Here is a 25,452-nt window from a genome sequence, read left to right on the forward strand (position 1 = left end):
AAGATATAACTAAAAAGATAAAAAATGAGCATAAAATGGTATAATAAACGTTATAAAAGTAATTAAAGATGGGTGATGAATAATGTACAGATATATTAAAGGTGTTGTAACACAAATCACACCTCAACACATTGTAGTTGAAAATAATGGTATTGGATATTTAGTATTAAGTCCAATTCCTTATCAATATAAAATAGGTGAGGAAACAACACTTGTTACCTATTTACACGTTAGAGAAGATCTTTTTAGTCTCTATGGATTTAAAGATGATGAAACGCTTCAACTTTTCTTAAAATTAATTAGTGTTTCAGGCATTGGACCAAAATCTGCGATGAGTATTGTAGCATATGATGATAGTACAAAGATTATTACAGCTATTGAGCAAGGAGATGCGAAGTATTTAACGAAGTTTCCTGGAATAGGTATGAAATCAGCACAACAAATAATACTAGACTTAAAGGGTAAACTTGTAAGTGATGACTTAGATGTAAAACTTATAAGTGATAATTCTAAAGATGTCGCAGCTGCATTAGAAGCACTAGGCTATAACAAGAAAGAGATTGCAAAAGCAATTAAAAACGTTGATTTTGATCAAGAATTAGACAAAGCACTAAAAAGTGCATTATCATATCTTTTAAAGTAGGTAGTTTATGAGTGAAGAAAAATCAGTATTAAGAGATCTTAATTTAAAAAATGATGATGAGTTATTACTACGTCCTCAAACACTTAATCAATACATTGGACAAGATGATATAAAAGAAATGTTAAGTATCTATATTCAGGCAGCATTAAAAAGAGAAGAAAGTTTAGATCACGTATTATTATATGGTGCCCCAGGTTTAGGAAAGACTACACTTGCTCAAATTATTGCAAATGAGTTAGGTGTGGATATTAAGATCACATCAGGACCAGCTATTGAAAAAACTGGTGATTTAGTAGCGCTTTTATCTACATTAAATGCCGGTGATGTCTTATTTATTGATGAGATTCACCGAATACCTAGATTTGTTGAAGAAGTTTTATATTCAGCAATGGAAGATTATACACTTGATATTGTCTTAGATAAAGAAAGAGATTCTAGAAGTATTAGAATTGAATTACCTCCATTTACCTTAATTGGTGCAACTACCAGATTTGGTGATTTAAGTCATCCGTTAAGAGAACGATTCGGTGCTGTTTTTAGGCTAAGTTATTATAAACTTGAAGAAATTAAGAAAATAGTACGTAGAACATCTTTAGTCTATCAAAATGAAATTGAAGAATCAGCAGTTATCGAACTTTCTAAAAGAAGTCGCGGTACACCAAGAATTGCTAACCGTTTATTTAGACGTGTTAGAGACTTTGCTGAAATAATGACGGATACAGTGATTACTTTAGAAATTACTGAGCTAGCATTATCAAAACTTGGTATCGATCAAAAAGGTCTTGATGCTTCGGACTACTTATATTTAAAAGGTATTGTAGAGCGATTTAATGGTGGCCCGGTTGGACTTGAGTCACTCGCATCAACAATTGGTGAGGAACCTGGTACAATTGAGGATGTTTATGAACCATATTTACTTCAAGAAGGATACATTAAAAGAACACCCAGAGGTAGAGTAGCAACTGAACTTGCTTATAACCTTTTAGGTAAAAAATATTATAAAGGATTACTAGAAAATTGAAATTAGACTTATTTGACTATGAATTACCTAAAGAACTTATCGCACAACATCCAAAAGATAAAAGAGATCATTCTAAATTGCTTGTTGTTGATAGAAAATTAAATACTACAAAAGATCTAATGTTTTATGATTTTTTAGATGAATTATGCGAAAACGATGTTTTGGTCATGAATAACACTAAAGTTATACCTGCCAGACTGATTGGAGAAAAAACAGATACCCATGCAGTTATTGAAGTATTATTATTAAAAGACCTAGGTAATAATCATTGGGAAGCATTAACTAAACCTGCAAAAAAAGTTAAAGTAGGTACAAAAATATCTTTTGGTAATGATAAATTAATCTTAGAATGTATACAAATAAAAGATGAAGGTATACGTATATTTAAAACCATTTATGAGGGTATATTTTTAGAAGTTTTAGAAAGTTTAGGCACAATGCCTCTACCTCCTTATATAACTGAAAAACTAGAAGATCCAAATAGGTATCAAACTGTTTATGCTAAACTTTCAGGGTCAGCAGCAGCACCTACTGCAGGACTTCATTTCACAAATGAACTTTTAGATAAAATCAGAAAAAAAGGTGTTTTAGTACTTGAAATTACACTTCATGTTGGATTAGGCACGTTTAGACCTGTACAAGTAGAGGATATAACAACCCATCAAATGCATCATGAAAGTTATGAAATCTCAGAAGAAGTTGCAATTAAATTAAATGATTCCGTAAAAAATAAAAAAAGAATTATTGCTGTTGGAACAACAACAGTTCGTACTTTAGAATCAAATTATAATAATGGTTTTACATCAGGAAATTACTCAACAAATATATTTATATATCCGGGTTATAAGTTTAAAGTGGTTGATTCAATATTAACTAACTTTCATTTACCTAAATCTAGTTTAATGATGTTAATTTCTGCTTTCTATAATAGAGAAAGAATTCTTGAGGTTTATAAAGAAGCTGTAAATAAAAACTATCGCTTCTTTTCATTCGGCGATAGTATGTTTATTAAATAAAATATAATGTTATTGATAATATTCCAATTAAAAGTGCATATATTGAAAACCAAATAAGATTATTAACCTTTACATATTTACTCATAATGCGAACAGTAAGTAATGAAAAGATAAAACTAAATACAAAAGCAATCACAAATCCTGGGATATCAATTATTCCAGGATTTTTTATTGAATCATATAACCCAAGTGCTGATACAGGAACACTTACAACGATATAACTTAAAAATGAAAACTTTAATACTTTAGAAATTTCTATTTTTTGACTTAAACCACCAACCATAGTTATACCTGAACGACTAATACCAGGAAAAACTGCAAACATTTGAAATAATCCTATGAAACTTGCACGCTTAAAACTAATATTATTTTCAAAGTTTTTATTTCTTAAATTGAAAACTAGGAATAGTAATAAAGCAGTTAAAATAAGTGAGATTCCTACTGTAAGTAAATTAGTATAATCATTAAGAACTGAATTAAAGAAAAAACCGACAATACCTATTGGTATAATAGCAATTATAAGTTTTAGACTATAATTAAAATTTTCTTTAATTAGGTTATCATTTCTTGAATTCCTATTAAAAATAAAACGCCAACTATCAACAATCAACGACTTTATATCCTTAAAGTAATACATAAATAGCGCTAAGAATGAACCCATATTAGTAATCATTAAAAATAGTGATAAACTTTCACCTAAATCCTTACCACCCATAAAAATTTTTGAAAATAGTACTAAATGACCAGAAGATGATACAGGAAAGATTTCAGTTATCCCTTGAATAATACCTAATATCATATATATAAATAAATCAATTATGTAACTCATAGTTAATATGTCCTTTAAAATGTTGTATTATCGCTATTATAGCATAATAAAGATTGAATTTTCTTGAAAAAAAACATATAATGATAAGTAAGGAAAGTGATATCATGTTAACAACAAATCAAATAATTACTTTAATCGTATCATTGATTGTTATTGCAGTAGGTATGACATATTTATATTTATACCATAGAAAAAACACTCAAGATTCAAAAAATAAAATGACTATTAATATTAAAACACTACTAGAAGCATTAGGTGGTGCAAATAATATTATAGATACATTTTTGGATCATAAAAGACTTAAAGTAAAATTAGAAAATCCAAAATTAATATCTCAAACCTTGTTAAAATCTCTTGAAATATCTGGGTTTTTAACAGGCAAAGAAATTAAATTATTAATTAAGGATAACCCAGTTGATGTAAAAAATAAGTTAGATAAGTTAAGAAATGAGGTAAGACAATGAAGCAAAAATTTGTTATCGTTTCAGAGTATGGACTGCATGCAAGACCAGCTACAAGATTAGTAAATCAGGCAATGAGCTTTCAAAGTGAAATCACTTTGACTGCATTTAACCGTACGGTTAATCTAAAAAGTATTATGGGCGTGATGAGCTTAGGAATTTATAATGGAGAAGTTGTTGAAATTTCTGCAGAAGGTGACGATGCTCAAGAAGCTATTTTAAGTTTAACCGATTTTATGGTAGCTGAAGGACTAGGACAAGTTAGTAAATGATTAAAAAAATACTCCAAGGCTTTCTTGTTGGCGTCGGAGCAATATTACCTGGAGTAAGTGGCGGTATGATAGCTGCCGCTTTTAATATATATTCAAAACTTATTGAATCTTTAGATCAAATAACTAAAAAACCTATCAAAGCTGTTTTAAATATATGGGAATATCTTGTAGGGATTTTATTGGGTATTTTAATTGGTTTTTTAGGTATTGCATATATATTTTATTTAATTCCAATACCATTAACATTATTGTTTATTGGTCTTATATTAGGTGGTATTCCAGAAATATATAATTTATCTAAACCTACATCAAAAAAAATCATGCCATATATTATTATATTTGTAACAATGATACTCATGTTATCTTTAACAATCTTTGGATCTAATATAACTCAAAAAGATACATTGAATACAAATTATATTTTGTGGTTTGTAGTGGGTATACTACTTGCTGTAAGTTTAATAGTTCCTGGTTTAAGTGGAACAATGCTAATGCTTATGATTGGTTATTATGGACCACTTATTTTAGTTGGTAAAAATTTAATTGAGTCAGTTTTGACTATAAATTTTGATCTATTTTATGGTAATGTACTACAAGTCTTATTTGTAGCTTTCGGTGTTGTATTTGCATTTATAGTTTTAGGAAAAGTATTTAATTATGTACTCAAACGTTTTCCCAAAACGTTTTATCAAATCGTACTTGGAATTGTAACTATTGCACCAATTAACATCATTTTTAGTTTAAATGATGATTTAAAAACACATGAGAATCCGGTCTATATATTTAATATTCAAGAAAATTGGTATATGTGGTTAATTGGTATCGCATTCATACCATTAGGAATTTATGTAGCTAGATTATTTATTAAGGAAGAAAGTAATGAGACAGAAAAAAGTAAAAGAAGCAACACTTGAAAATTTAATCAGTTTAGGTGTATTAACAAGTCCAGATCAATTTAAGATGAATAAAGCAGATAATGTAACTTTAGAAGTTGGTAGTGGAAAGGGGAAATTCATAACATCATTAGCAAATGATTTTCCGGATCAAACATTTATTGCAGTTGAAAGAGACATTAATGTTTGTTATAGATTAGCTTTTAAAAGACAAGAATTAAAATTAAATAACCTAATCATCATTATGGATGATGCACTTAAACTTTATGAGTATTTAAAAGATATTAAAGTTGATTTGATACAATTAAACTTTTCTGATCCATGGCCAAAGAAAAAACATCATAAACGCAGACTAACCTATCCATCAATGCTAAACATTTTTAAGCAGTTCTTAAAAAATAATGGAAAGATTATTTTAAGAACCGATCATGTTGATTTATTTAATGATTCATTTCAATATTTTAATGAATCAGGCTTTAAAATCATAGAATGTAATTGGGATTTAGAAGCGTCAAATTATATGACCGAATATGAGGTTAAGAAAAGACAATTCGGACCAATATATCAATTAGTAGCGGAGCAAATATATGATCAATCACTATAAAAATTTAAGTCTATTACCAGGAATATCTGGTAATGAAAAAAAAGTAAGAAACTATTTTAAAGAGCAAATTCAAAAATATCCTAACTATGAAATGATTATTGATAAATTAGGTGGCATTTTTGCTTACAAAAAATCCAGCAATCCAAATGCTTTAACAGTACTTGTAGCAGGACATTTAGATGAAGTAGGTTTAATGGTTAAAGGTATTAAATCAAACGGTGCAATCGAACTTTTGCCAATTGGTGGATTATCAGGAGAGGTATTTATATCTCAAATTATGTATGTTTATACAAAAGATAATAAAAAAATACCTGGAGTTATAGGAAGTATTCCTCCACATTTAAAACAAAACAATCAAGTAGATATTAAAAGTTTATTATTAGACATTGGTACTACAAGTAAAGAAGAAACACTCAGTTTAGGAATTAATTTAGGTGATATGGTTTTATTTGATACACCATATATAGAAACAGAAAATAAAAAACGTTGGATATCAAAAGCAATTGATAATCGTTTTGGATGTGGACTAGCACTTGAAGCGATTGAAAAATTTCATGACAGTTCATTCGACTTTAATTTGGCAATTGGTGCAACTGTTCAAGAAGAGGTTGGTTTAAGAGGTGCTGAAGTAGCAACCAATTTATTTAAACCAGATATGTTTATTGCACTTGACTCATCACCGTTAAATGATATACATGATAATAATGCTATTGGAAAACTAGGTGAAGGATATTTATTAAGAATTTATGACCCTAAAAACATCATGTTATTTAAATTGAAAAACTATATGAAGGAATTAAGTCATAAAAACAATATTAAATATCAAGAATATATATCCATGGGTGGAACCGATGCTGCAAAAGCAATTGATATGCATGAAGGTATCATTGCAACAACAATTGGACTTCCAGCAAGATATATTCATAGCAGTGTAGCAATGGCTGATTTCTTTGACCTAGAACAAGCAAGAAAAATGTTGTATACTTTAATTGAGGACTTAAATAGTCAAAAGATAAAAGATTTATATTAAAAAGGAGAGCCAAAATGAAGACATATATATTAAACAATGGTGTTATAATGCCAAGCTTTGGATTAGGCACATTTTTAGTTGAACAAGGTGAATCGGCTTATGAAATTGTAAAGTCGGCACTAAAAATCGGATATCGACATATAGATACTGCTCAAGCGTATGGTAATGAAGCAGATGTTGGTAGAGCAATAAAAGACTCTAAAATTCCAAGAAAAGATATTTTTGTTACATCAAAGCTATCTAGAAAATACTTTGGCGATGAAAAAGTTATTCGTGCTGCACTTGATGAGTCGTTAAAAGTACTTGACTTAGACTATATTGATTTAATGCTCATACATTGGCCAAGTCATGACATAGAACAAAATAGACTGATATGGTCAATTTTTGAAGAATACTATATGGCAGGTAAATTTAAAGCAATTGGAGTATCCAATTTTCAAAGACACCATATGGAGGATTTACTTAAAACTGCTAAGGTACGTCCAGTAGTCAATCAAGTTGAATGCCATCCTTTATTAAGTCAACAACCACTACATAAATATTTAGAGACAATTGATTGTCAAATGACATCTTATGGACCATTTGCAAAGGGTGAAATATTTAAAGGCAGACCTTATGAAATATTACTTGAGGTTGCAAAAAAATATGGTGCAACAATTCCCCAAGTAGTCATTGCATGGGGCCTAGAACGTCAGATTGTCATGATTCCAAAAAGTGTTCATGAGGACCGTTTATTAGAAAACTTTAAAGGTCAAGAACTAGTTTTAAGTAAAGAAGATTTAGAAAAGGTTAATAGTATTAATAGAGGTCGTAGATTATATACAGATCCTGATAATACACCAGATACTTGGTAATAACTAAATAAGAAAATAAGTTAAAGATAATCATTGATATTTAAATGATTATCTTTTTCATGTATAATAGAGGTATCATATTAACGAACGGAGTACGATTGTGGCAAAGAAAAATTATGATGAAACAAGTATTCAAATACTTGAAGGGTTGGAAGCCGTTAGAAAAAGACCGGGAATGTATATTGGTTCAACAGATCAAAGAGGATTACATCATCTTGTATGGGAAATTGTTGATAATGCAATGGATGAGGTATTAGCTGGATTTGGAAATGAAATTAATGTAACGATTAAGTCTGATAATTCGATTAATATATTAGATAATGGCCGAGGCATGCCATATAAAAAACACACATCTGGGGTACCGACAACCCAGGTTATTTTTACTGTTTTACATGCTGGAGGTAAATTTGGTGGTGATGGTTCGTATAAAGTAGCAGGTGGACTTCACGGTGTTGGTTCATCAGTGGTTAACGCATTATCTTCAGTTTTAGAAGTTACTGTCTACAAAGATGGTGGGATATTTAGACAACGTTTTGAAAATGGCGGTAAAATAATTTACCCATTAGAACAAATTGGAGAATCTAAAAAAACCGGAACAGAAGTTTATTTTAAACCAGATCCTACAATATTTTCAACAACACTATATAATTATGAAACAATTAAAGAACGTCTTAAAGAATCTGCATATTTAATTAAGGGTTTAAAGATTAATTTAACTGACGAACGTAGTAATAAAAAAGAAACATTTAAGTTTGATGAAGGTATTAAAGCATATGTTGAAATGATGAATCAAGGTAAAAACGTACTGCATGAAGTTACAGATATTGAAGGTAATTTTATAGCTACTAATAAAGCAGTTATAGAAGTAGAAGTTGCATTACAATACACAGATAGTTACAGTGAAAACATCATTTCATTTGTAAATAATGTACGTACAAAAGATGGTGGTACGCATGAAATCGGATTTAAAAGTGCACTTACTAAAGTAATCAATGATTATGCTAGAAAGTATAATCACCTTAAAGAAAAAGATTCAAACATCGATGGTGTTGACATAAGAGAAGGCTTAACTGCAATTGTATCCTTAAGAATACCTGAAACCATTTTAGAATTTGAAGGACAAACGAAAGCAAAACTCGGTACACCTGAAGCTAGAAATGCACTTGAATCAGTTTTCTATGAAAAATTTAATACTTTTTTAGAAGAAAATGCAGATAGTGCTACCCAAATTATTTCTAAAGCACTAGCCGCAGCTAATGCTAGAGAAGCAGCTAGAAAAGCTAGAGAAGAAGCTAGAGAAGGTAAAAAAAGAAGCAAAAAAGAGGTTATTTTATCAGGCAAACTTACACCTGCACAAGGTAAAGATAAAAAAATAAATGAACTTTTTTTAGTCGAAGGTGATTCTGCTGGTGGCTCAGCAAAACAAGGTAGAAATAGAAGATTTCAGGCAATACTACCTTTACGTGGGAAAGTAATCAATACTGAAAGAACTAATACTGAAACAATCTTAAAAAATGAAGAAATATCTACAATGATTTATACCATCGGGGCAGATTTTGGTGATGATTTTGATATAAATAAATGTAATTATGCAAAAGTTATAATCATGACCGATGCTGATGATGATGGTGCACATATTCAAACCTTATTACTTACATTTTTCTTTAGATACATGAGACCACTGATTGAAGATGGTCGTTTATATATTGCTCAACCACCATTTTATAAAGTTTCCTATAAGAAAAATAAAAAAGAAGAAATTATTTATGCATGGAATGATGAACAATTAAAAGAAATATTAGAAAATGTTGGTTCTAACTACATGATTCAGCGATATAAAGGGTTAGGTGAGATGAATTTTGGCCAACTTTGGGATACAACAATGAATCCTGAAACACGATCATTAATTCAAGTTACAATTGATGATATGAATGTTAGTGATAAACATATTAGTATTTTAATGGGTGATCAAGTTGCACCAAGACGTGAATGGATTGAGTCTAATGTTGATTTTGAAGTGACGGATGAATTTGATATAGAAGGTAAGATAAGATGAGTAAACTAAATAATAAACTGGATAAATTTTTAGACGAAAAAGTTGAAAAAGTCTTGCTGGAAGATATTATGTCATCACGTTTTGCAAGATATTCAAAATATATTATTCAAGACCGTGCATTACCTGATGCACGTGATGGGTTAAAGCCTGTACAAAGACGTATTTTATATGCAATGGGTCAAATGGGTTTAAATTATAATAAATCCTATAAAAAATCTGCAAGAATTGCAGGAGAGGTTATGGGTAAGTATCATCCGCATGGTGACTCTTCAATTTATGAAGCAATGGTGCGTCTTAGCCAAGACTTTAAAATGCGAATTCCTTTAGTAGACATGCATGGTAATAATGGTTCTATTGATGGTGATAGTGCTGCTGCAATGCGTTATACAGAAGCAAGATTATCAAAAGAAGCTGAATATTTACTTAAAGATATCGAAAAAAGAACAGTTAGTTTTGTTCCTAACTTTGATGATGAGGAACAAGAACCTACAGTTTTACCTGCAAGATTTCCTAACCTTTTAGTCAATGGTGCAATGGGAATCTCTGCTGGTTATGCAACAAAAATTCCACCTCATAATTTAGGAGAGGTAATTGATGCAACTGTAGCATTAATAGATAATCCTGATATTACGAATGATGAAATATTAAAATACATTAAAGGACCTGATTTTCCAACTGGCGGTATTGTTCAAGGTAAAGCAGGTATTAAACAAGCACTTACAACAGGTAGTGGAAAAATAATTATTCGTTCAAAAACAAACATAGAAGAAATCTCTAAATCACAAGATAGAATCGTTGTTACACAAATACCTTACGAAGTCAATAAAGCAGATTTAGTTCGTCAAATTGATACATTAAGAATAAACAACAATATTGAAGATATTTTAGAAATAAGAGATGAAACTGACCAAGAAGGATTAAGAATTGCTATAGATCTTAAAAAAGGTGCAGATTCACAACTTATGCTAAATTATCTGCTTAAAACAAGCGATTTACAAGTAAGCTACAACTACAATATGGTAGCTATTTTAAAGCATCGTCCTGTATTATCGGGTGTACTTGATTTACTTAAAGTTTATGTTGAACATCAAAAAGAGGTTGTTACAAACCGTAGTAACTTCGAACTTGAAAAAGCAACAAAAAGAAATCATATTGTTGATGGCCTTATTAAAATGACATCAGTAGTCAGTGAAGTAATAGAAGAAATTAGAAAATCAAAAAATAAATCAGATTCTAAAGAAAATATACAAAAACATTTCGGCTTCACAGAAATTCAAGCAGAAGCAATAGTTATGCTACAACTTTATAGATTATCTACTACTGACATACAAGCACTTATGGATGAAAAAGCAAATCTGGATAATGAAATAGAAGCTTTAGAACGCATACTTTCAAATGAACGTTTACTATTAAAAACGATTAAAACAGAATTACTTGAGGTTCAAAAACAATTACAATCTCCAAGAAAAACAGAACTTGAAGCTGAAATTGAAAACATTAAAATAGATGAAAAAGACCTTATTAGTGATGAGCAAACAATGATTGGTGTAACCAAGGACGGGTATATAAAACGTGCTTCATTACGTTCATATACTGCATCAAAAGAAGTAGGGTTAAAAGAAAATGATGCATTTATTTATGAAGGAGAATTAAATACATTAGATACTTTAATTCTATTTACAAATATGGGTCAGTATATTTATTTACCGGTTTTCAAAATTGATGAACAAAAATGGCGTGATTTAGGCGTCTTTATTAATAACATTGTTCCAATTCAAAAAGGTGAAATGATTATTAGAGTACTTGCTGTAAGTAATTTTAGTCAAGATATGAAAATACTTTTAACAACAAAACTTGGACAAATGAAACAAATAAACCTTGCAGATTTAGAAGTAAGTCGTTATAATAAAACGTTACGCGTAATGAAGTTAAATAAAGATGATCAATTAGTATCAGTAGACTTTAATCAACAAGAAAATATTATTGCAATTTCCAAAGAAGGATATGTCCTGCGCTTTGATACAGAAGAGCTTCCAATATACGGTTTAACAGCTGGTGGTGTTAAATCAATGGCTCTAAATGAAAAAGATGAGGTGGCGGTTGCATTTTACGCAAAAGAAACAGATGATTTCTACTTTTTAACTTCTCGTGGTCACGTGATTAAAGATACAGTATTAGAACTTCCAAAATATGCTAGAAATCGTCGTGGTATCATCTTAATCGAACGTATTAAAACATCACCACACTTTATAGTTAGCGCGTCTAGATTATCAAAAACACAAGTAAAAGAAGATGTAAAAGTTCGACTAGTATCTACAAAAGATACGCTTTTAACAACTGTATCTGAACTTAAATATGTAGCAAATAAATTTGGTAAAAAAATGATTGACGATGGTTACTATATGGAGATATATCCATCCAATGAACCTGAAGAATTTATAAAGCCTACTCCCCCAAAAGTAGTTAAAAAAGAAGAAGTCACACAAGCAAAAGTAATAGAAGAAACTATACAAACAAAACAAAATCAAAAGTTAAGGCTTTCAAGGCTTGATTTATTTGATGAAGAATAGAGGGTAAATATGAAATTAGTTGTAAATAAGAAACAAATTGAAGTTAAAGAACCTGTGAGTCTTGAAGATTTAGCAAGATTAGAAGGCATTGAGGGAGCGATATTCGCAACCGTTAACGGACGTATGCGTGAACTTGCATATAATGTAGCAAATGATGCAACAATTGAATTTAAGGGGCTATCAAGTGATGTAGGTATGAGAATTTATGAAGCTACATTACGTTATGTGTTTGCAAAGGCAGTATATGAAATCGATCCAACATTAAAAATTAGATTTAGCTATTCAATTTCAAGATCTATTTTAGTAACCATTGAAAACAAAGAATTAACACCAGAATTATATGAATCAATATTAAATAGAGTGAATGAAATCATTGCTAAAAAAATTGATATTAAAAGAATTTCCGTAACTAAAGAAGAGGCAACAAAACTCTACACAAAACAAAATTATTTAGATAAAATTGAAACACTTAAATTAAGAGTTGAAAATCATGTAAACCTTTACCAAACAGATGATTATATAAATTACATGTTTTCATACATGCTTCCAAATACAGGTTATCTTACAAAATTTGATACTAAATTTTATAATCCCGGATTTTTAATATTTTTCCCAAGATCAGAACTAAAAGGTGAACTACCAGTTTTTGTTGATCAAAAAACATTTGGACGTTCCTTGAAAGAAGCATATAAATGGGCAAAAATTATTGGTGGTGACACCATTGCAAACATTAATAAAAATGTTGATACAAGAGATAAAGAAGTAGATTTTGTAAACCTATGCGAAACGAAACATAATAATCAATTATCTGAATTAGGAAATATTATTCAAGAAAATATTGATGATATTAAATTAATTGCAGTTGCAGGTCCCTCATCATCAGGTAAAACTACATTTACTAATCGATTAAGAATTGAATTATTAGCTAAAGGTATCAAACCAATGATGATTTCAATGGATAACTACTATAAACCTAAACATGAAGCACCAAAAGATAGTGACGGAAATCCAGATTTAGAGCATGTTGAAGCGCTTGATGTACAACGTTTTAACAAGGATATGGCTGATTTAGTTATGGGTAAATCTGTTAGCATGCCAATCTTTGACTTTAAACAAGGAAAACGTGTAGAGGGTCCAAGTGTTAAATTAGAAAAGGGTTCACCTATCTTAATTGAAGGTATTCATGCTTTAAACGAAAAACTTACAGATTTAATACCAAGTCACCAAAAATTCAATATATTTATTTCTCCAAATACACAACTACATATTGATAATCACAACCCAATTTCACTCACAGATTTAAGATTAATTAGAAGAATGGTTCGTGATCAAAAATATAGAAATACACCAGTAACAATGACCCTTGATATGTGGAGTAGTGTACGTCGTGGTGAATTTAAATGGATTTATCCATATCAAGAAACAGCAAACTATGTTTATAATTCAGAATTAACATATGAATTACTGGTTTTAAATAAAATAGCACTACCTCATTTAAATGCTGTACCTCGTGATGACAAACACTTTATTGTTGCTAACCGTTTAGTTAAATTCTTAAAATACTTTAAAGAAATCGATTCAAAACTGATTCCATCTAACTCTATATTATTAGAATTTATTGGTGGATCTCCATTTCATGATTAAAATATAAAAACAAAAGGACGGATTTAAATGATAGCATTATCCAACATGAACAGACTTCAAGTATCTACCGATCTTTTATTATTGCTGTTAAAAGTTTATGAAGCTAAAGGTAAAGACTTTTACTATGATGAGCTCTTTAGTAAAGATAAAGATGTGTTCTTAAAAAAGACAATTGAAAAGAACGTATTTTACTTTGCTAAAATATTAAAGATGCCACTAACTGATGCAAGATTAAAACTAATTTCAACCAAAAAGTTAGTTGCTAAAAACAAAACAGAAAGCTTATTAATTAATATTAAAGATGCGCTATCATCGATACAAAAACATCCTAAAGAATTTGAGCTCATGACTAACGAATTTGATAATTTAATTAGAATGTTAAGTAAGGATTATGAGCCAATTAAATTTAATACAACATTAGTTAAAAAAGATGGGACACTTTTTGCAACAAAAAAAACTAATGGTAAAAAAGATGAACTTGATCAAATTATAGAAGTCTATAATAAACAAAATAAAACAAAACAATATGAATTAACACAATTGATATCAAATTTTTATGTCGATTTTATTAATAATAACTTATTCACCTCAAGTACTGAAATCATTGCATATATAGGATTATATGCAATGATTTTAAGGGACTTTTCAGTGTTTAAATATTTTTCATTTTTTGAATTGTTCTATAAAAAATTTGAACAATATGAATTAGCAATAAATCAAGCAAATTACTATTACAATACTGGATATCCAAATACAGATATGCTATCAAAGTTCTTATTAGACATATTTGATACAGCTTATGAACAAGTCAATGATTACTCTAGAGAGTATTCATTTGAGATAAAATTAAATAAAAGTGATAATATAGAAGCATCCATTAGAAATGGTAAAGAAATATTTTCTAAAGCGGAACTTAGACGCTTACATCCAACCGTTTCTGTAATTACAATTGATCGTACATTAAAAAGATTAAAGGATGAGGGAATCATCCAAGTACTTGGAAAAGGCAGAAGTTCAAAGTGGCAACGTGTTGATGAAGATAAAAGACGTGGTGGACGACAACTTGATATTTTCCATTTCACAGATGCCTTATAATAGGAGAATATTATGAAAATAGGATTTACCTCAGATTCATCAAGTGGTTTAGCATACGCACCATTTGATCATCATGCGAAAATCACAAAAACAACTATTCACTTTGGAAGTGAAACATTAATAGATGGAGTTGATATTTTAGCAGATGAATTCTATCTTAGACTAGAAAAAGATCCGAGTGTACCTAAAACTAGTGCACCAACAACACAAGAAATATTAGATCGAATAACTGAATTGAAAAATGAGGGTTGCACACATGTCATTCATTTTCCGATTTCAACGAATTTATCTACTTATGGTAAAAACTTAGAGCAAATCATTAAACCTCTAATTAGTGATATCGAGTTTAAAGTTATAGATACGAAGGCTGCAACACTTCTTCAAGGTTATATGGTATATTTCGCACAAAAACTACTAGAAAATGGATACACTTACGACCAAATAGAAAAAGAGGTACTAAACTTAAGAAATCATACAAATGCCTATTTTGTCGTAGACGACTTAAAATACTTAATTAAAAATGGTAGACTATCAAACATTACTGGAACAATTGGTATTTTAGCTAAAATAAAACCAATACTAAATTTAGATAAAAATGGATATATTACAACAAAAGAAAAAGTTAGAGTTCATTCAAAAGCCATTGAAAGAATGTTTGAGATGATTAAAGATGAAGCAAAAGATGCAAAAAAGGTTACTTATATGGTACTTCATACAAACAGACTAAATGATGCACTAGAATTTAAGAAAAAAATTGAAACAGAACTTTCTAATGTTAAACAAGTACTAGTTTCAACAATTACTCCAACAGTTGGCGCACATATTGGTTCAAAAATATTAGGTGCGGGCTATGTTATAGAAGATGAGTATGCGTTCCTATAATAAATACATTAATTATTTTAATACTGTACAAAACGAGCTGTTTAATAGTAATGATGAGAATAATGTACGTTATATTATTACTCAACTTATGTTATTTCTTAAAAATAATCACCTAATTGATAAAAATTATCTAGATAAAAACCAATTATTTGTTAAGTGTGAAGCCGATAAAAGTTTAATTAAAGAGCAAAGTATAGATGATTTACTAAGTTTTTTAACAATGATATATAGAATAGATTATATAGACTCAAATAGTGATGCGTATATCATTTACTATAATAACCAAATGATACATGAGATTTTAAATAATTTAATTATTAAGCTAAAGAAAATTACGGAGGGTAATTGATATGTTTCAATATAATTGGCAAAAAAGAATAGTTGCTGCAACACCATTAATTGCTTTAATCATCTTTTTAAGCGTTGGATTTTTATATGATGCTTGGCATCCAGGTTGGACAGCATTTTTATTAATTCCAATCGTACCTTTTCTAGTGGGATTAAAACAAATAAGGATTACTTTTCCACTTATTGTATTTGTAGCTTATATTGCATTAGGTATTTCAGGATATTGGCATCCAGGTTGGATTATATTTTTATTAATACCACTACAAAATATTTTATTTCCACCTCAAACAATTTCGAAATATATAAAAAAAGAAGATAAAAACAAGTCTAAACCTAAAGATTATATGGATGCTGAAATAGATGAATAATTAGAGGCAAGAAAACCATGGAAATAACAAAATTTGCAGAAATTATTAGTTTGATACATGAAGCATTTTTTGAAGAAAAACTAACTATTAAAAAAACTGGAAATATTATTTATCTTACAAACAACAAAGAAACTTTCAGTGTTGATAATATAGTTAAGACACGTATAAGAATCACATTTCCTGACTATGTAGGTAAAATAGACATATTTAGAGATTTTTTCGGATTTATCATGAAAAATAATGATAATCTTTGTGACACATCAGATTTTATTGATTTATCAATTTCACATGCGATTAAAATTAGTGGAGTGGTTGATAATATTGATATGTATGAAATTAAAAATTATAAAGATTTATAGAAATATAAATCTTTTTTAATACATAAATGTAAGGGTTTTACTTGTAATATTATTGTAAGTAAAGTATACTTAAAATTAAGAGATGTATGAAGACATCTTAAACTTAAAAAAACTCAAAGGAGAAAAAAGAATGAAGAAAGTGTTACTCTTATTAATGGTTCTTGTTGCTGGTTTTGCTTTAGTTGCATGTGGACCAAGTTCATACGAAATCGCTATGATTACCGATACTGGTGATATCGATGATGGCTCATTTAATCAAGGAACTTGGGAAGGAATTGTTGAATATTCTGAAGAATTCAAGAAGTCCCATAAATATTACAAACCTGCTGGTGAAGCAACTACAGATTATATGGCTGCTATTGACTTAGCAGTTGCAGGTGGAGCTAAGATTGTTATTACTCCAGGATTCTATTTTGAAACTCCTATTTTCCAAGCACAAACTAAATATCCAGATGTTAAGTTTGTCCTAATTGACGGATCACCACACAGTGGAGACTTTAATCCGGTTGTTGGAGATAATACATTATCAATATTCTTTAAAGAAGAACAAGCTGGATTCTTAGCTGCATATGCAAGTTATAAAGAAGGTTTAACAAATCTAGGATTTATGGGTGGGATTGCTGTTCCAGCCGTTCAAAGATTTGGTATTGGATGGGTTGCTGGTGCTTACCAAGCTGCAAAAGATGCTGCTAATACAACTTATGCATATAATCCAACTCACTATACATATTTAGGTACATTTGGTCCAAGTGACTCATACAAAACTGAGGCTGCTACTTGGTATTCAGCTGGTGTACAAGTAATTCATGCTGCTGCAGGTGGTGCTGGTCTATCAGTTATGGCTGCTGCACAAGATGCAACTAATAAATGGGTTGTAGGTGTTGACTCTGATCAAGCTGATGACTCAACTAGAGTATTAACCTCAGCAATGAAGGGTGTTGGTACAGCTGCTTATGATGCACTAGAAGCATTCTATGCTGATGAGTTCCCAGGTGGAGAAACTTGGAATCTTGATGTTTCTGATGATGCAGTTGGTTTACCAATGACAACTTCAAGATTTACTACTTTTACAGAAGCAAACTATAATACAATTTTAAACACAGTTAAAGCTGGTACAATATCTGTTCCTGCTACTGCTGCACAATTAGAAACATTTATTACTGGACTTGGATACACTGTTCCAGCAGGATTAATTGCTGCTATTAACGATTAAGTAAAATTCAAATAAGGTTTAAACTTTAAATCAAGGGGAACATTTATTTGTTCCCCTTATTTAAAATACAAATTTTGGAGGCAAAATATGGTAAGAATGCAAGGTATTACCAAAAAATTTGGTAATTTAGTTGCAAATGATCAAGTAGATTTTGATGTTAAAAAGGGAGAAGTTCATGCTTTATTAGGTGAAAATGGTGCTGGTAAAAGTACCTTAATGTCAATATTGTTTGGTTTGTATGAGCAAGACGAAGGTGATATATATATTAATGATGAGTTAGTGAATATTAAACATCCAAATGATGCTGCAAGATATAATATTGGAATGGTACATCAACACTTTAAATTGGTGGAGATTTTTTCAGTATTGGATAATATTATTTTAGGTTCAGAAGAAACTAAAAATAAAATCTTATATTATGATAATGCACGCGAAAAAATCACACAAATCATGAACCAATATAATCTATATGTTGATTTAGATAAAAAAGTTAGTGAACTAACCGTTGGTCAACAACAAAAAGTAGAAATTATTAAAATGTTATACAGGGACAGCGATATTTTAATTTTTGACGAGCCTACAGCAGTGTTGACTCCACAAGAAATTACAGAGTTAATAGAAGTTATTAAGAATTTCGCACTAGAAGGTAAGGCTGTTATTTTAATAACACATAAATTAAACGAAATTAAAATGTCCTCTGATCGTTGTACAATACTAAGACGTGGTAAAAAAATTGCTACTCTAGATGTAAAAGATGTAAGTGTTGATCAAATGGCTGAAATGATGGTTGGTCGTCCAATACTTCAAAGTTATGATAAGGCGCCATATAATCCAGGAAATACAATTTTAGAAGTTAAAAACTTATCAGTACATGGGAAAAACAAAAACATATTAAACAATATCAATTTTGAGATTAAAGCTGGAGAAATTGTTGGAATCGCAGGTATTGATGGTAATGGTCAAACAGAATTAACATATGCTTTAACTGGCCTAATGCCAATTTCATCAGGGCAAATCATTTTAAATGAAAAAGATATATCTAAATTTTCTATTAGAAAACGTTATGAAGCAGGTTTATCGCATATACCAGAGGATCGTCATAAGTTTGGCTTAGTACTTGATTTTAAATTATATGACAATTTCGTCCTTCAAAGTTATTATAAAGAACCGTTTCAAAAGTTTGGGCTGTTGAACTACGATACAATTAAAGACTATAGTCAAAAATTAATAGATAAATATGACGTAAGAACCTCCAATGGTTTGGAAACCTCTACACGTAGTATGAGTGGTGGAAACCAACAAAAGGCTATTTTAGCGCGAGAAATAGAACGTAACCATAATTTCTTATTAGCATTTCAACCAACAAGAGGTTTAGATGTTGGTGCAATTGAAAATATTCATAATAATTTAATTAAAGAACGTGATAATGGACGTGGTGTCTTACTTGTAAGTTATGAGTTGGAAGAGATTTTTAATGTTTCAGATAGAATATTGGTGATTTATGAAGGTGAGATTACAGGTTCATTTAAAACTAATGAAGTCACTGCAAATGAATTAGGATTATATATGTCTGGATCAAAAAGGAGTCAAAAATAATGCAAACTAATCAAACAAATAAAAAGACTTTCTTAGGGAAACTACTAAGTGTTTTAAATGTAGTATACAACAAATTAAAACCTAGTTTATTGGCGGTTGGTGTAGGATTAGGAATTGGATTAATCATCATGCTTATCTTTAATCCTATAGGAGCATTTCCAGGCTTAATTACGATGTTATCTGGCGGTTTAGGTATTGGAGTAAAAGGCTTAGGTGATTTACTTTTACATGCTGCACCAATTATTTTAACCGGGGTTGCCTTAGTTGTTGCATTTAAAACAGGTCTATTTAATATAGGTGCATCTGGACAAATGATTGTTGGTGCATATGTTGCAGTTCATATTGGAGTTTTATGGAATATACCTGCACCACTTCATTGGATGGTCTCACTAATTCTAGGTACCCTAGCTGGTGCTTTATGGGGAGCTATTCCAGGATTATTAAAAGCCTATACAAATACAAATGAAGTTGTTTCAAGTATTATGCTAAATTATGTTGGTACTTTCTTGGCGGTATATCTAATCAAACAAAATATATATAATTTAACATATGCTAAATCTTTAAACATTCAACCAAGTGCAGCACTTCCAAGGTTTGGAAACTTATTTAGTAATTCATCTGTCAATATTGGTATATTAATTGCTATAGGTGTTGCAGTACTGATGTATTATGTATTTAAGAAAACAACATTTGGTTATGAACTTAAATCATCTGGATTTAACCGTGATGCGAGTAGATATGCAGGTATGAATGCTAAACGTAATATAGTATTATCTATGCTAATTTCAGGAGCTATAGCAGGTTTGGCTGGTGCTGTTCAGTTCTTGGTTATTGGTACAAATATGAATACAGACTATAACTTACTTCCACAAGGCTTTGATGGGATTTCAGTAGCACTACTGGGATTAACAGATCCAATCGGTGCTGCATTTGCAGGAACATTCTTAAGTTATATTAGACAGGGTGGATTCTATATGCAAATAAATGGTTTTCCACAACAAATAATCGACATTGTGACATCTGTTATAGTTTATACCACATCAATTGCAATGGGTATTCAATTATTCTTAGCAAACCTAAAAGAAAAAAGAATGTTAAGAAAAAGTGCCGAATCTAATTTGGAAGAAGGTGATTTAAAATGATTGAGATTATTCAATTAGCCTTTGTAAGTATTATCCCATTATTAGTTGTCGCTTTGGGTGGATTAATGTCTGAAAAAAGTGGAGTCACCAATATTGCTTTAGAAGGTCTTATGTTGTTAGGTGCATTTTTTGGGACATGGACAATTAGAATCCTACAATTAGGATCAAACCCACCACCACAACAAATCATTTTCTTTATTGGTATTTTAGTTGGTGGAATCACTGGTGGTTTATTTTCTTTAGCACATGCTTTTGCATCAATAAAATTAAATGCTGATCAAACAATTAGTGCAACAGCAATCAACTTGTTTGCAACTGCTTTTGCTATATTTACTGCAAGAAGTGTGTTAGGTGGTCAACAAGTTAAATTTAATTCTGTATTTAGAATTGATAAAGTTCCTTTTTTAGGTGATATACCTTTATTAGGTGAAATATTCTTCCAAAAAACATATATTAGTTTTTATTTAGCAATAGGAATACTCGTATTTATTTGGGTACTTTTATATAAAACTAAATCAGGTTTAAGAATTAGAGCTGTAGGAGAAAATCCACAAGCTGCAGATGCACAAGGTATAAATATTTATAAAATTAGATATTTATCTGTATTAGCATCTGGAATTCTTGCTGGTATTGGTGGTTTAATATTTGTTGTTACAACATCTGAATCGTTTGATGCGACAGTTGCAGGTATGGGTTTTTTATCTATAGCTGTATTAATATTTGGTAATTGGCATCCAGGTAGAATTCTACTTTCTGCTATTTTCTTTGGTTTATTTAGAACAATAGCAAGTGCTTATTCAATTATTCCGTTCTTAAAAGATTTAGTTATTCCTAGAGAATTTTATCAAATGTTGCCATTTGTTATAACTTTAGTAGTGTTGGCATTTACTTCTAGAAACAGTAGAGCACCTAAATCATTAGGACAAATATATGAGATGGGTAAACGATAATAAATAGATTTAAAATAGGCAAATTATTTTGCCTATTTTTTATTTTTAACATATATTGAATTGATAGCATTTACACATATTTTCAGCATTGACTTAAAGACTCATAAAACTTACAATAGTTATTGGAAGGAAGTGAAGATATGTTAATAGTTATTGGTGGAATGATTGGTTTAGGTAAAACCAGCATTGGAGAAATATTAGCAGAAGAGTTTAAGGGAAAAATGTATTATGAAAGTGTCGATGATAATCCGATTTTACCTTTATATTATACGGCATCAGAAGAAGAAACTAAGGCTAAAAGATATCCTTTTTTACTTCAACTATGGTTTCTAAATTCAAGATTTAAAGCTTTAAAAGATGCTGCTAAAAATGCTACGAGTAATTTTTCAGTTGTCGATCGTTCTATTTATGAAGATTGGTATTTTGCAAAAACGAACTTTGATTTAGGACGAATGAATCAACTAGAGTTTGATATTTATTCTGAGTTATTGGATAATATGATGGAAGAAATTGAGTCATTACCAAAAAAATCACCAGATTTAATGATATATTTAAAAGGTTCATTTGAATCTGTTTTAGATAGAATTAAGAGTCGTGGACGTGCTTTTGAAATAGATGATGATTTAAAAAGTTATTATAAACGTCTATGGGATGGCTATGACAACTGGCTAGAAGAGCATTATAAGTTTAGTGATTGTTTTATCATTGATACGGATAAATATAATGTTGTACATAATTTGGATGATAGAAAAATTATAATTAACCAAATTAAGGAAAAATTAAAAAATAAGTAAGCAAAAAAGGACCTAATCTGATTAATGATAGGTCCTTTTTATATGTTAAGTTAACTTTGAGATATCTTTAAATTTTACAATTGGATTTCTAGCTGCTTTTGCCTCATCAAGTCTTCTTACAATAGTATTGTGTGGCGCATTTTTAACTATTTGTGGATTATTTATAGAGTCATCAGCAATAATAGACATTGTTTCAATAAAATGATCTAAGGTCTCTAAACTCTCAACCTCGGTTGGTTCAATCATAAGTGATTGACTAAATGTCAATGGAAAATAAATAGTTGGAGCATGAATACCATAATCTAATAAACGTTTTGCTATATCTAATGTTTTAATATTAGTTGATTGATCAATTAGACCATCAAATACAAACTCATGCATCGCATGCGTTTTTATAGGTAATTTAAACAAGTGTTTTAAACTTTCTTTAATATAGTTTGCATTTAGTGTGGCAAGTGGTCCTATTTTTGAAATGTTTTCCTCACCTAATGTACGAATATAAACATATGCTCTTAAGTAGACAGACGCATTTCCGTAAAAGGATGATAAAGCACCTATTGTTTCCTTTGGTGTTTCAAAAACATATTTATCACTATATTTATACACTACAGGACCAGGTAAATAGTCTTTTAAAAATCCTTTTACTCCGACTGGACCAGAACCCGGTCCACCACCTCCATGTGGTGTAGAAAATGTTTTATGTAAGTTTAAATGTGTAATATCAAAGCCCATATCACCAGGTCTTGCTATACCTAGTAAAGCATTTAAATTAGCACCATCATAATATAACAAGCCACCACATTCATGAATTAAATTACTTACTTCTAAAATATCTTTTTCAAACATACCTACAGTATTTGGATTTGTTAGCATTAACCCTGCAACAGTATCATCTAAAGCTTCTTTTAAGGCATCAATATTTATCGTACCATCTAAGTTAGACTTAACTTCTACAATATCAAATCCTGCAACAGTAGCAGATGCTGGATTAGTTCCGTGAGCAGAATCAGGAACTATAATTTTATTACGTTTAAAATCGTTTCTATCATGATGATATTTCTTAATAATCATTAATCCGGCAAGTTCACCTTGAGCACCAGCGTATGTGTTAAGTGAGTAAGCATCCATACCAGTAATTTTAGATAAATAGATTGCCAAATCGTGATATATTTTTAAGAATCCTTGAGATACACTATTAGGCTGAAGTGGATGTATATTTGCAAACCCAGGTAGTGTTGCAAGTTCATCATTAATTTTAGGGTTGTATTTCATTGTACAAGATCCTAGCGGATAAAAACCTGTTTCTACTCCGAAATTTTTTAAAGACACGTTTGTATAATGTCTTACTAAATCTAATTCAGTAACCTCAGGTAGGTTTGCATCATCATTTCTTAATAACTTTGAATCTAGTTTTATATCAATAAAATCATTAGTTGGAAGGTTGTGTCCAACTCTATCTTTCTTGGATAGTTCAAATATTAGTTTATCGTAGTATCTCATTTGAATTCACCTATAACTTTTACAAATTCATTAATTTCTTTTTTTGTTCGTTTTTCTGTTACTGCAAATGTCAGTAGATTGTCACCTAAATGAATTGGCCCTAAATATCCTTTAGATATTAGATACTCATCAAATTTATTGACATCGCCATTAAATTTGAGTGTGAATTCTTTGTAGTGAGGTTGATCAAATACTTTATTAAAAAGGTTTGTTTCTAATAATTTAGATTCTAAATAATAAGCACCATTTAAACTAAGTTTTGCAACATCTTTAAATCCGTTTTTACCTAGACTTGATAAATAAATAGCAACAGACAGAGCCATTAAAGATTGATTTGAACAAATATTTGAGTTTGCTTTAGCGCGTTTAATATGCTGTTCCCTTGCCTGTAATGTTAAAACAAAAGCACGTTTCCCATCTAAGTCAGTTGTCACACCACAGATTCTACCAGGCATTTTTCTTATGAGTTTATTTGTAGTAGCTAAATAACCTGCATAAGCACCACCATATGAAAGTGGTATACCAAAACTTTGAAGATCTCCGGTTGCTATATCAACACCAAGTTCACCCGGAGTTTTTAAAAGTGCTAAACTTTGAGGATCTTGATTTGTAATAAATAGTGCACCATGCTCGTGAATTAAATTACTAATACCATCAAGATTTTCAATGTTGCCATAATGATTTGGATTTTGAAATATTACTCCAGCACTATCTTTTAATAAATCAGCAAGTTTTGATAAGTCACTAACACCATTTAATTCAGGTAATAGTACAAACTCTAGATCTCTATACTTACCATAAGTTTTTATAATATCTATCGTTCTTGGATTGATTGTTTCAGAATAAATGATTTTTTTTCTTTTTGTTTCTGCTACGGCCATAAACATTGCCTCAGCAGTTGCACTTGGACCATCATACATACTTGCATTTGTAATATCCATTCCAGTTATTTCACAAATTAGTGACTGGAACTCAAAAATATATTGTAGTGTACCTTGACTTACTTCAGGTTGATAGGGTGTATATGAGGTTAAAAATTCTTGTCTAGAAGTAAGTGATTTAACAATAGAAGGTGTATAAACGTCATATGCACCATAACCTCTAAATATAGTTAACTGTTTATTTAGATTTGATAAATTCAATAATTCTTTAGTTAATTCCAAATCAGATAACTGATTTGGAATGCCATATGGTTTATTATATTTTAAATCATTAGGTATATACATGGTTAAATCATCGATATGTTGAATACCGATTTTTTTTAACATATGTTCTATATCTACTTTTGTATGTGGTAAATATTTATGCATTA

Annotated in this window: 25 protein-coding genes; 22 read left to right on the forward strand and 3 right to left on the reverse strand. The window is 30.0% G+C overall.

Annotated features, from left to right (window positions below):
* Window positions 1-82: 82 nt before the first annotated feature.
* The 3 genes from ruvA to queA are packed head-to-tail and all read left to right on the forward strand — an operon-like array spanning window position 83 to window position 2,680.
* Entirely contained in the window at window positions 83-643 is a 561-nt protein-coding gene (ruvA, locus tag G324_RS0101115; protein ID WP_025724559.1) for a Holliday junction branch migration protein RuvA, read from the forward strand.
* 7 nt (window positions 644-650) lie between these two features.
* Window positions 651-1,664 (forward strand): Holliday junction branch migration DNA helicase RuvB, encoded by a 1,014-nt coding sequence (gene ruvB, locus G324_RS0101120; RefSeq protein WP_162146781.1) that lies wholly within the window; start codon window positions 651-653, stop codon window positions 1,662-1,664.
* Window positions 1,661-2,680 (forward strand): tRNA preQ1(34) S-adenosylmethionine ribosyltransferase-isomerase QueA, encoded by a 1,020-nt coding sequence (gene queA / locus G324_RS0101125; RefSeq protein ID WP_025724561.1) that lies wholly within the window; start codon window positions 1,661-1,663, stop codon window positions 2,678-2,680. Before ruvB ends, queA begins: the two co-directional genes overlap by 4 nt.
* On the opposite strand, the gene G324_RS0101130 is transcribed toward queA, so the two are convergent.
* Window positions 2,673-3,509, reverse strand: a complete 837-nt coding sequence (locus G324_RS0101130) for an undecaprenyl-diphosphate phosphatase (protein WP_025724562.1) — start codon at window positions 3,507-3,509, stop codon at window positions 2,673-2,675. The two genes, queA and G324_RS0101130, sit on opposite strands and share 8 nt — an antisense overlap.
* Window positions 3,510-3,613: 104 nt before the next feature.
* On the opposite strand from G324_RS0101130, the gene G324_RS0101135 reads away from it, so the two are divergent.
* From G324_RS0101135 to G324_RS0101225, 19 genes are all read left to right on the forward strand, one after another.
* Window positions 3,614-3,973 carry a PTS sugar transporter subunit IIB gene (locus tag G324_RS0101135; protein WP_162146782.1) on the forward strand — a complete coding sequence of 120 codons (360 nt, stop codon included), beginning with the start codon at window positions 3,614-3,616 and terminating at the stop codon, window positions 3,971-3,973.
* Window positions 3,970-4,242, forward strand: a complete 273-nt coding sequence (locus G324_RS07050; protein WP_162146783.1) for an HPr family phosphocarrier protein — start codon at window positions 3,970-3,972, stop codon at window positions 4,240-4,242. Before G324_RS0101135 ends, G324_RS07050 begins: the two co-directional genes overlap by 4 nt.
* The gene (locus tag G324_RS0101145; protein ID WP_162146784.1) at window positions 4,239-5,156 is read left to right on the forward strand and encodes an undecaprenyl phosphate translocase family protein; all 918 of its coding nucleotides are present in this window, start codon (window positions 4,239-4,241) and stop codon (window positions 5,154-5,156) included. Before G324_RS07050 ends, G324_RS0101145 begins: the two co-directional genes overlap by 4 nt.
* Entirely contained in the window at window positions 5,122-5,739 is a 618-nt protein-coding gene (trmB, locus tag G324_RS0101150) for a tRNA (guanosine(46)-N7)-methyltransferase TrmB (RefSeq protein ID WP_025724566.1), read from the forward strand. The genes G324_RS0101145 and trmB overlap by 35 nt, the downstream gene beginning before the upstream one ends.
* Window positions 5,723-6,769: a M42 family metallopeptidase gene (locus tag G324_RS0101155; protein WP_025724567.1), complete on the forward strand. Its 1,047-nt coding sequence runs from the start codon at window positions 5,723-5,725 to the stop codon at window positions 6,767-6,769. The genes trmB and G324_RS0101155 overlap by 17 nt, the downstream gene beginning before the upstream one ends.
* Before the next feature lie 14 nt (window positions 6,770-6,783).
* Window positions 6,784-7,623: an aldo/keto reductase gene (locus tag G324_RS0101160; protein WP_025724568.1), complete on the forward strand. Its 840-nt coding sequence runs from the start codon at window positions 6,784-6,786 to the stop codon at window positions 7,621-7,623.
* A 100-nt stretch (window positions 7,624-7,723) separates the two neighbouring features.
* Complete coding sequence (gene parE, locus G324_RS0101165) at window positions 7,724-9,679, forward strand: DNA topoisomerase IV subunit B (protein ID WP_162146785.1); 1,956 nt, start codon at window positions 7,724-7,726, stop codon at window positions 9,677-9,679.
* Complete coding sequence (gene parC / locus G324_RS0101170; protein WP_035357023.1) at window positions 9,676-12,249, forward strand: DNA topoisomerase IV subunit A; 2,574 nt, start codon at window positions 9,676-9,678, stop codon at window positions 12,247-12,249. Before parE ends, parC begins: the two co-directional genes overlap by 4 nt.
* Before the next feature lie 9 nt (window positions 12,250-12,258).
* On the forward strand, window positions 12,259-13,893 hold the full coding sequence (locus G324_RS0101175; protein ID WP_025724571.1) for a nucleoside kinase: 1,635 nt from the start codon (window positions 12,259-12,261) through the stop codon (window positions 13,891-13,893).
* Between the two features lie 27 nt (window positions 13,894-13,920).
* Window positions 13,921-14,988 (forward strand): hypothetical protein, encoded by a 1,068-nt coding sequence (locus G324_RS0101180; RefSeq protein WP_025724572.1) that lies wholly within the window; start codon window positions 13,921-13,923, stop codon window positions 14,986-14,988.
* 12 nt (window positions 14,989-15,000) lie between these two features.
* On the forward strand, window positions 15,001-15,870 hold the full coding sequence (locus G324_RS0101185) for a DegV family protein (RefSeq protein WP_025724573.1): 870 nt from the start codon (window positions 15,001-15,003) through the stop codon (window positions 15,868-15,870).
* Window positions 15,857-16,219 (forward strand): hypothetical protein, encoded by a 363-nt coding sequence (locus G324_RS0101190; RefSeq protein WP_162146786.1) that lies wholly within the window; start codon window positions 15,857-15,859, stop codon window positions 16,217-16,219. Before G324_RS0101185 ends, G324_RS0101190 begins: the two co-directional genes overlap by 14 nt.
* A 1-nt stretch (window position 16,220) precedes the next feature.
* Window positions 16,221-16,586: a hypothetical protein gene (locus G324_RS0101195; RefSeq protein WP_025724575.1), complete on the forward strand. Its 366-nt coding sequence runs from the start codon at window positions 16,221-16,223 to the stop codon at window positions 16,584-16,586.
* A gap of 17 nt (window positions 16,587-16,603) precedes the next feature.
* On the forward strand, window positions 16,604-16,945 hold the full coding sequence (locus G324_RS0101200; protein ID WP_025724576.1) for a hypothetical protein: 342 nt from the start codon (window positions 16,604-16,606) through the stop codon (window positions 16,943-16,945).
* 130 nt (window positions 16,946-17,075) lie between these two features.
* Window positions 17,076-18,158 carry a BMP family lipoprotein gene (locus G324_RS0101205; protein WP_025724577.1) on the forward strand — a complete coding sequence of 361 codons (1,083 nt, stop codon included), beginning with the start codon at window positions 17,076-17,078 and terminating at the stop codon, window positions 18,156-18,158.
* An 87-nt stretch (window positions 18,159-18,245) separates the two neighbouring features.
* Complete coding sequence (locus G324_RS0101210) at window positions 18,246-19,754, forward strand: ABC transporter ATP-binding protein (protein WP_025724578.1); 1,509 nt, start codon at window positions 18,246-18,248, stop codon at window positions 19,752-19,754.
* Complete coding sequence (locus G324_RS0101215; RefSeq protein WP_162146787.1) at window positions 19,754-20,896, forward strand: ABC transporter permease; 1,143 nt, start codon at window positions 19,754-19,756, stop codon at window positions 20,894-20,896. The genes G324_RS0101210 and G324_RS0101215 overlap by 1 nt, the downstream gene beginning before the upstream one ends.
* Window positions 20,893-21,846: an ABC transporter permease gene (locus tag G324_RS0101220; RefSeq protein ID WP_025724580.1), complete on the forward strand. Its 954-nt coding sequence runs from the start codon at window positions 20,893-20,895 to the stop codon at window positions 21,844-21,846. Before G324_RS0101215 ends, G324_RS0101220 begins: the two co-directional genes overlap by 4 nt.
* A 140-nt stretch (window positions 21,847-21,986) precedes the next feature.
* A complete protein-coding gene (locus tag G324_RS0101225) occupies window positions 21,987-22,640 on the forward strand; it encodes a deoxynucleoside kinase (protein ID WP_025724581.1) in 654 nt (217 codons plus the stop codon).
* A gap of 45 nt (window positions 22,641-22,685) precedes the next feature.
* Here G324_RS0101225 and gcvPB read toward each other — a convergent pair whose 3' ends face one another.
* The gene (gene gcvPB / locus G324_RS0101230) at window positions 22,686-24,140 is read right to left on the reverse strand and encodes an aminomethyl-transferring glycine dehydrogenase subunit GcvPB (protein ID WP_025724582.1); all 1,455 of its coding nucleotides are present in this window, start codon (window positions 24,138-24,140) and stop codon (window positions 22,686-22,688) included.
* A complete protein-coding gene (gene gcvPA / locus G324_RS0101235) occupies window positions 24,137-25,450 on the reverse strand; it encodes an aminomethyl-transferring glycine dehydrogenase subunit GcvPA (protein ID WP_210994105.1) in 1,314 nt (437 codons plus the stop codon). Before gcvPA ends, gcvPB begins: the two co-directional genes overlap by 4 nt.
* Window positions 25,451-25,452 lie beyond the last annotated feature (2 nt).

The organism is Acholeplasma granularum ATCC 19168 (genome assembly GCF_000526235.1).
Classification (GTDB): Bacteria; Bacillota_I; Bacilli_A; order Acholeplasmatales; family Acholeplasmataceae; genus Acholeplasma; species Acholeplasma granularum.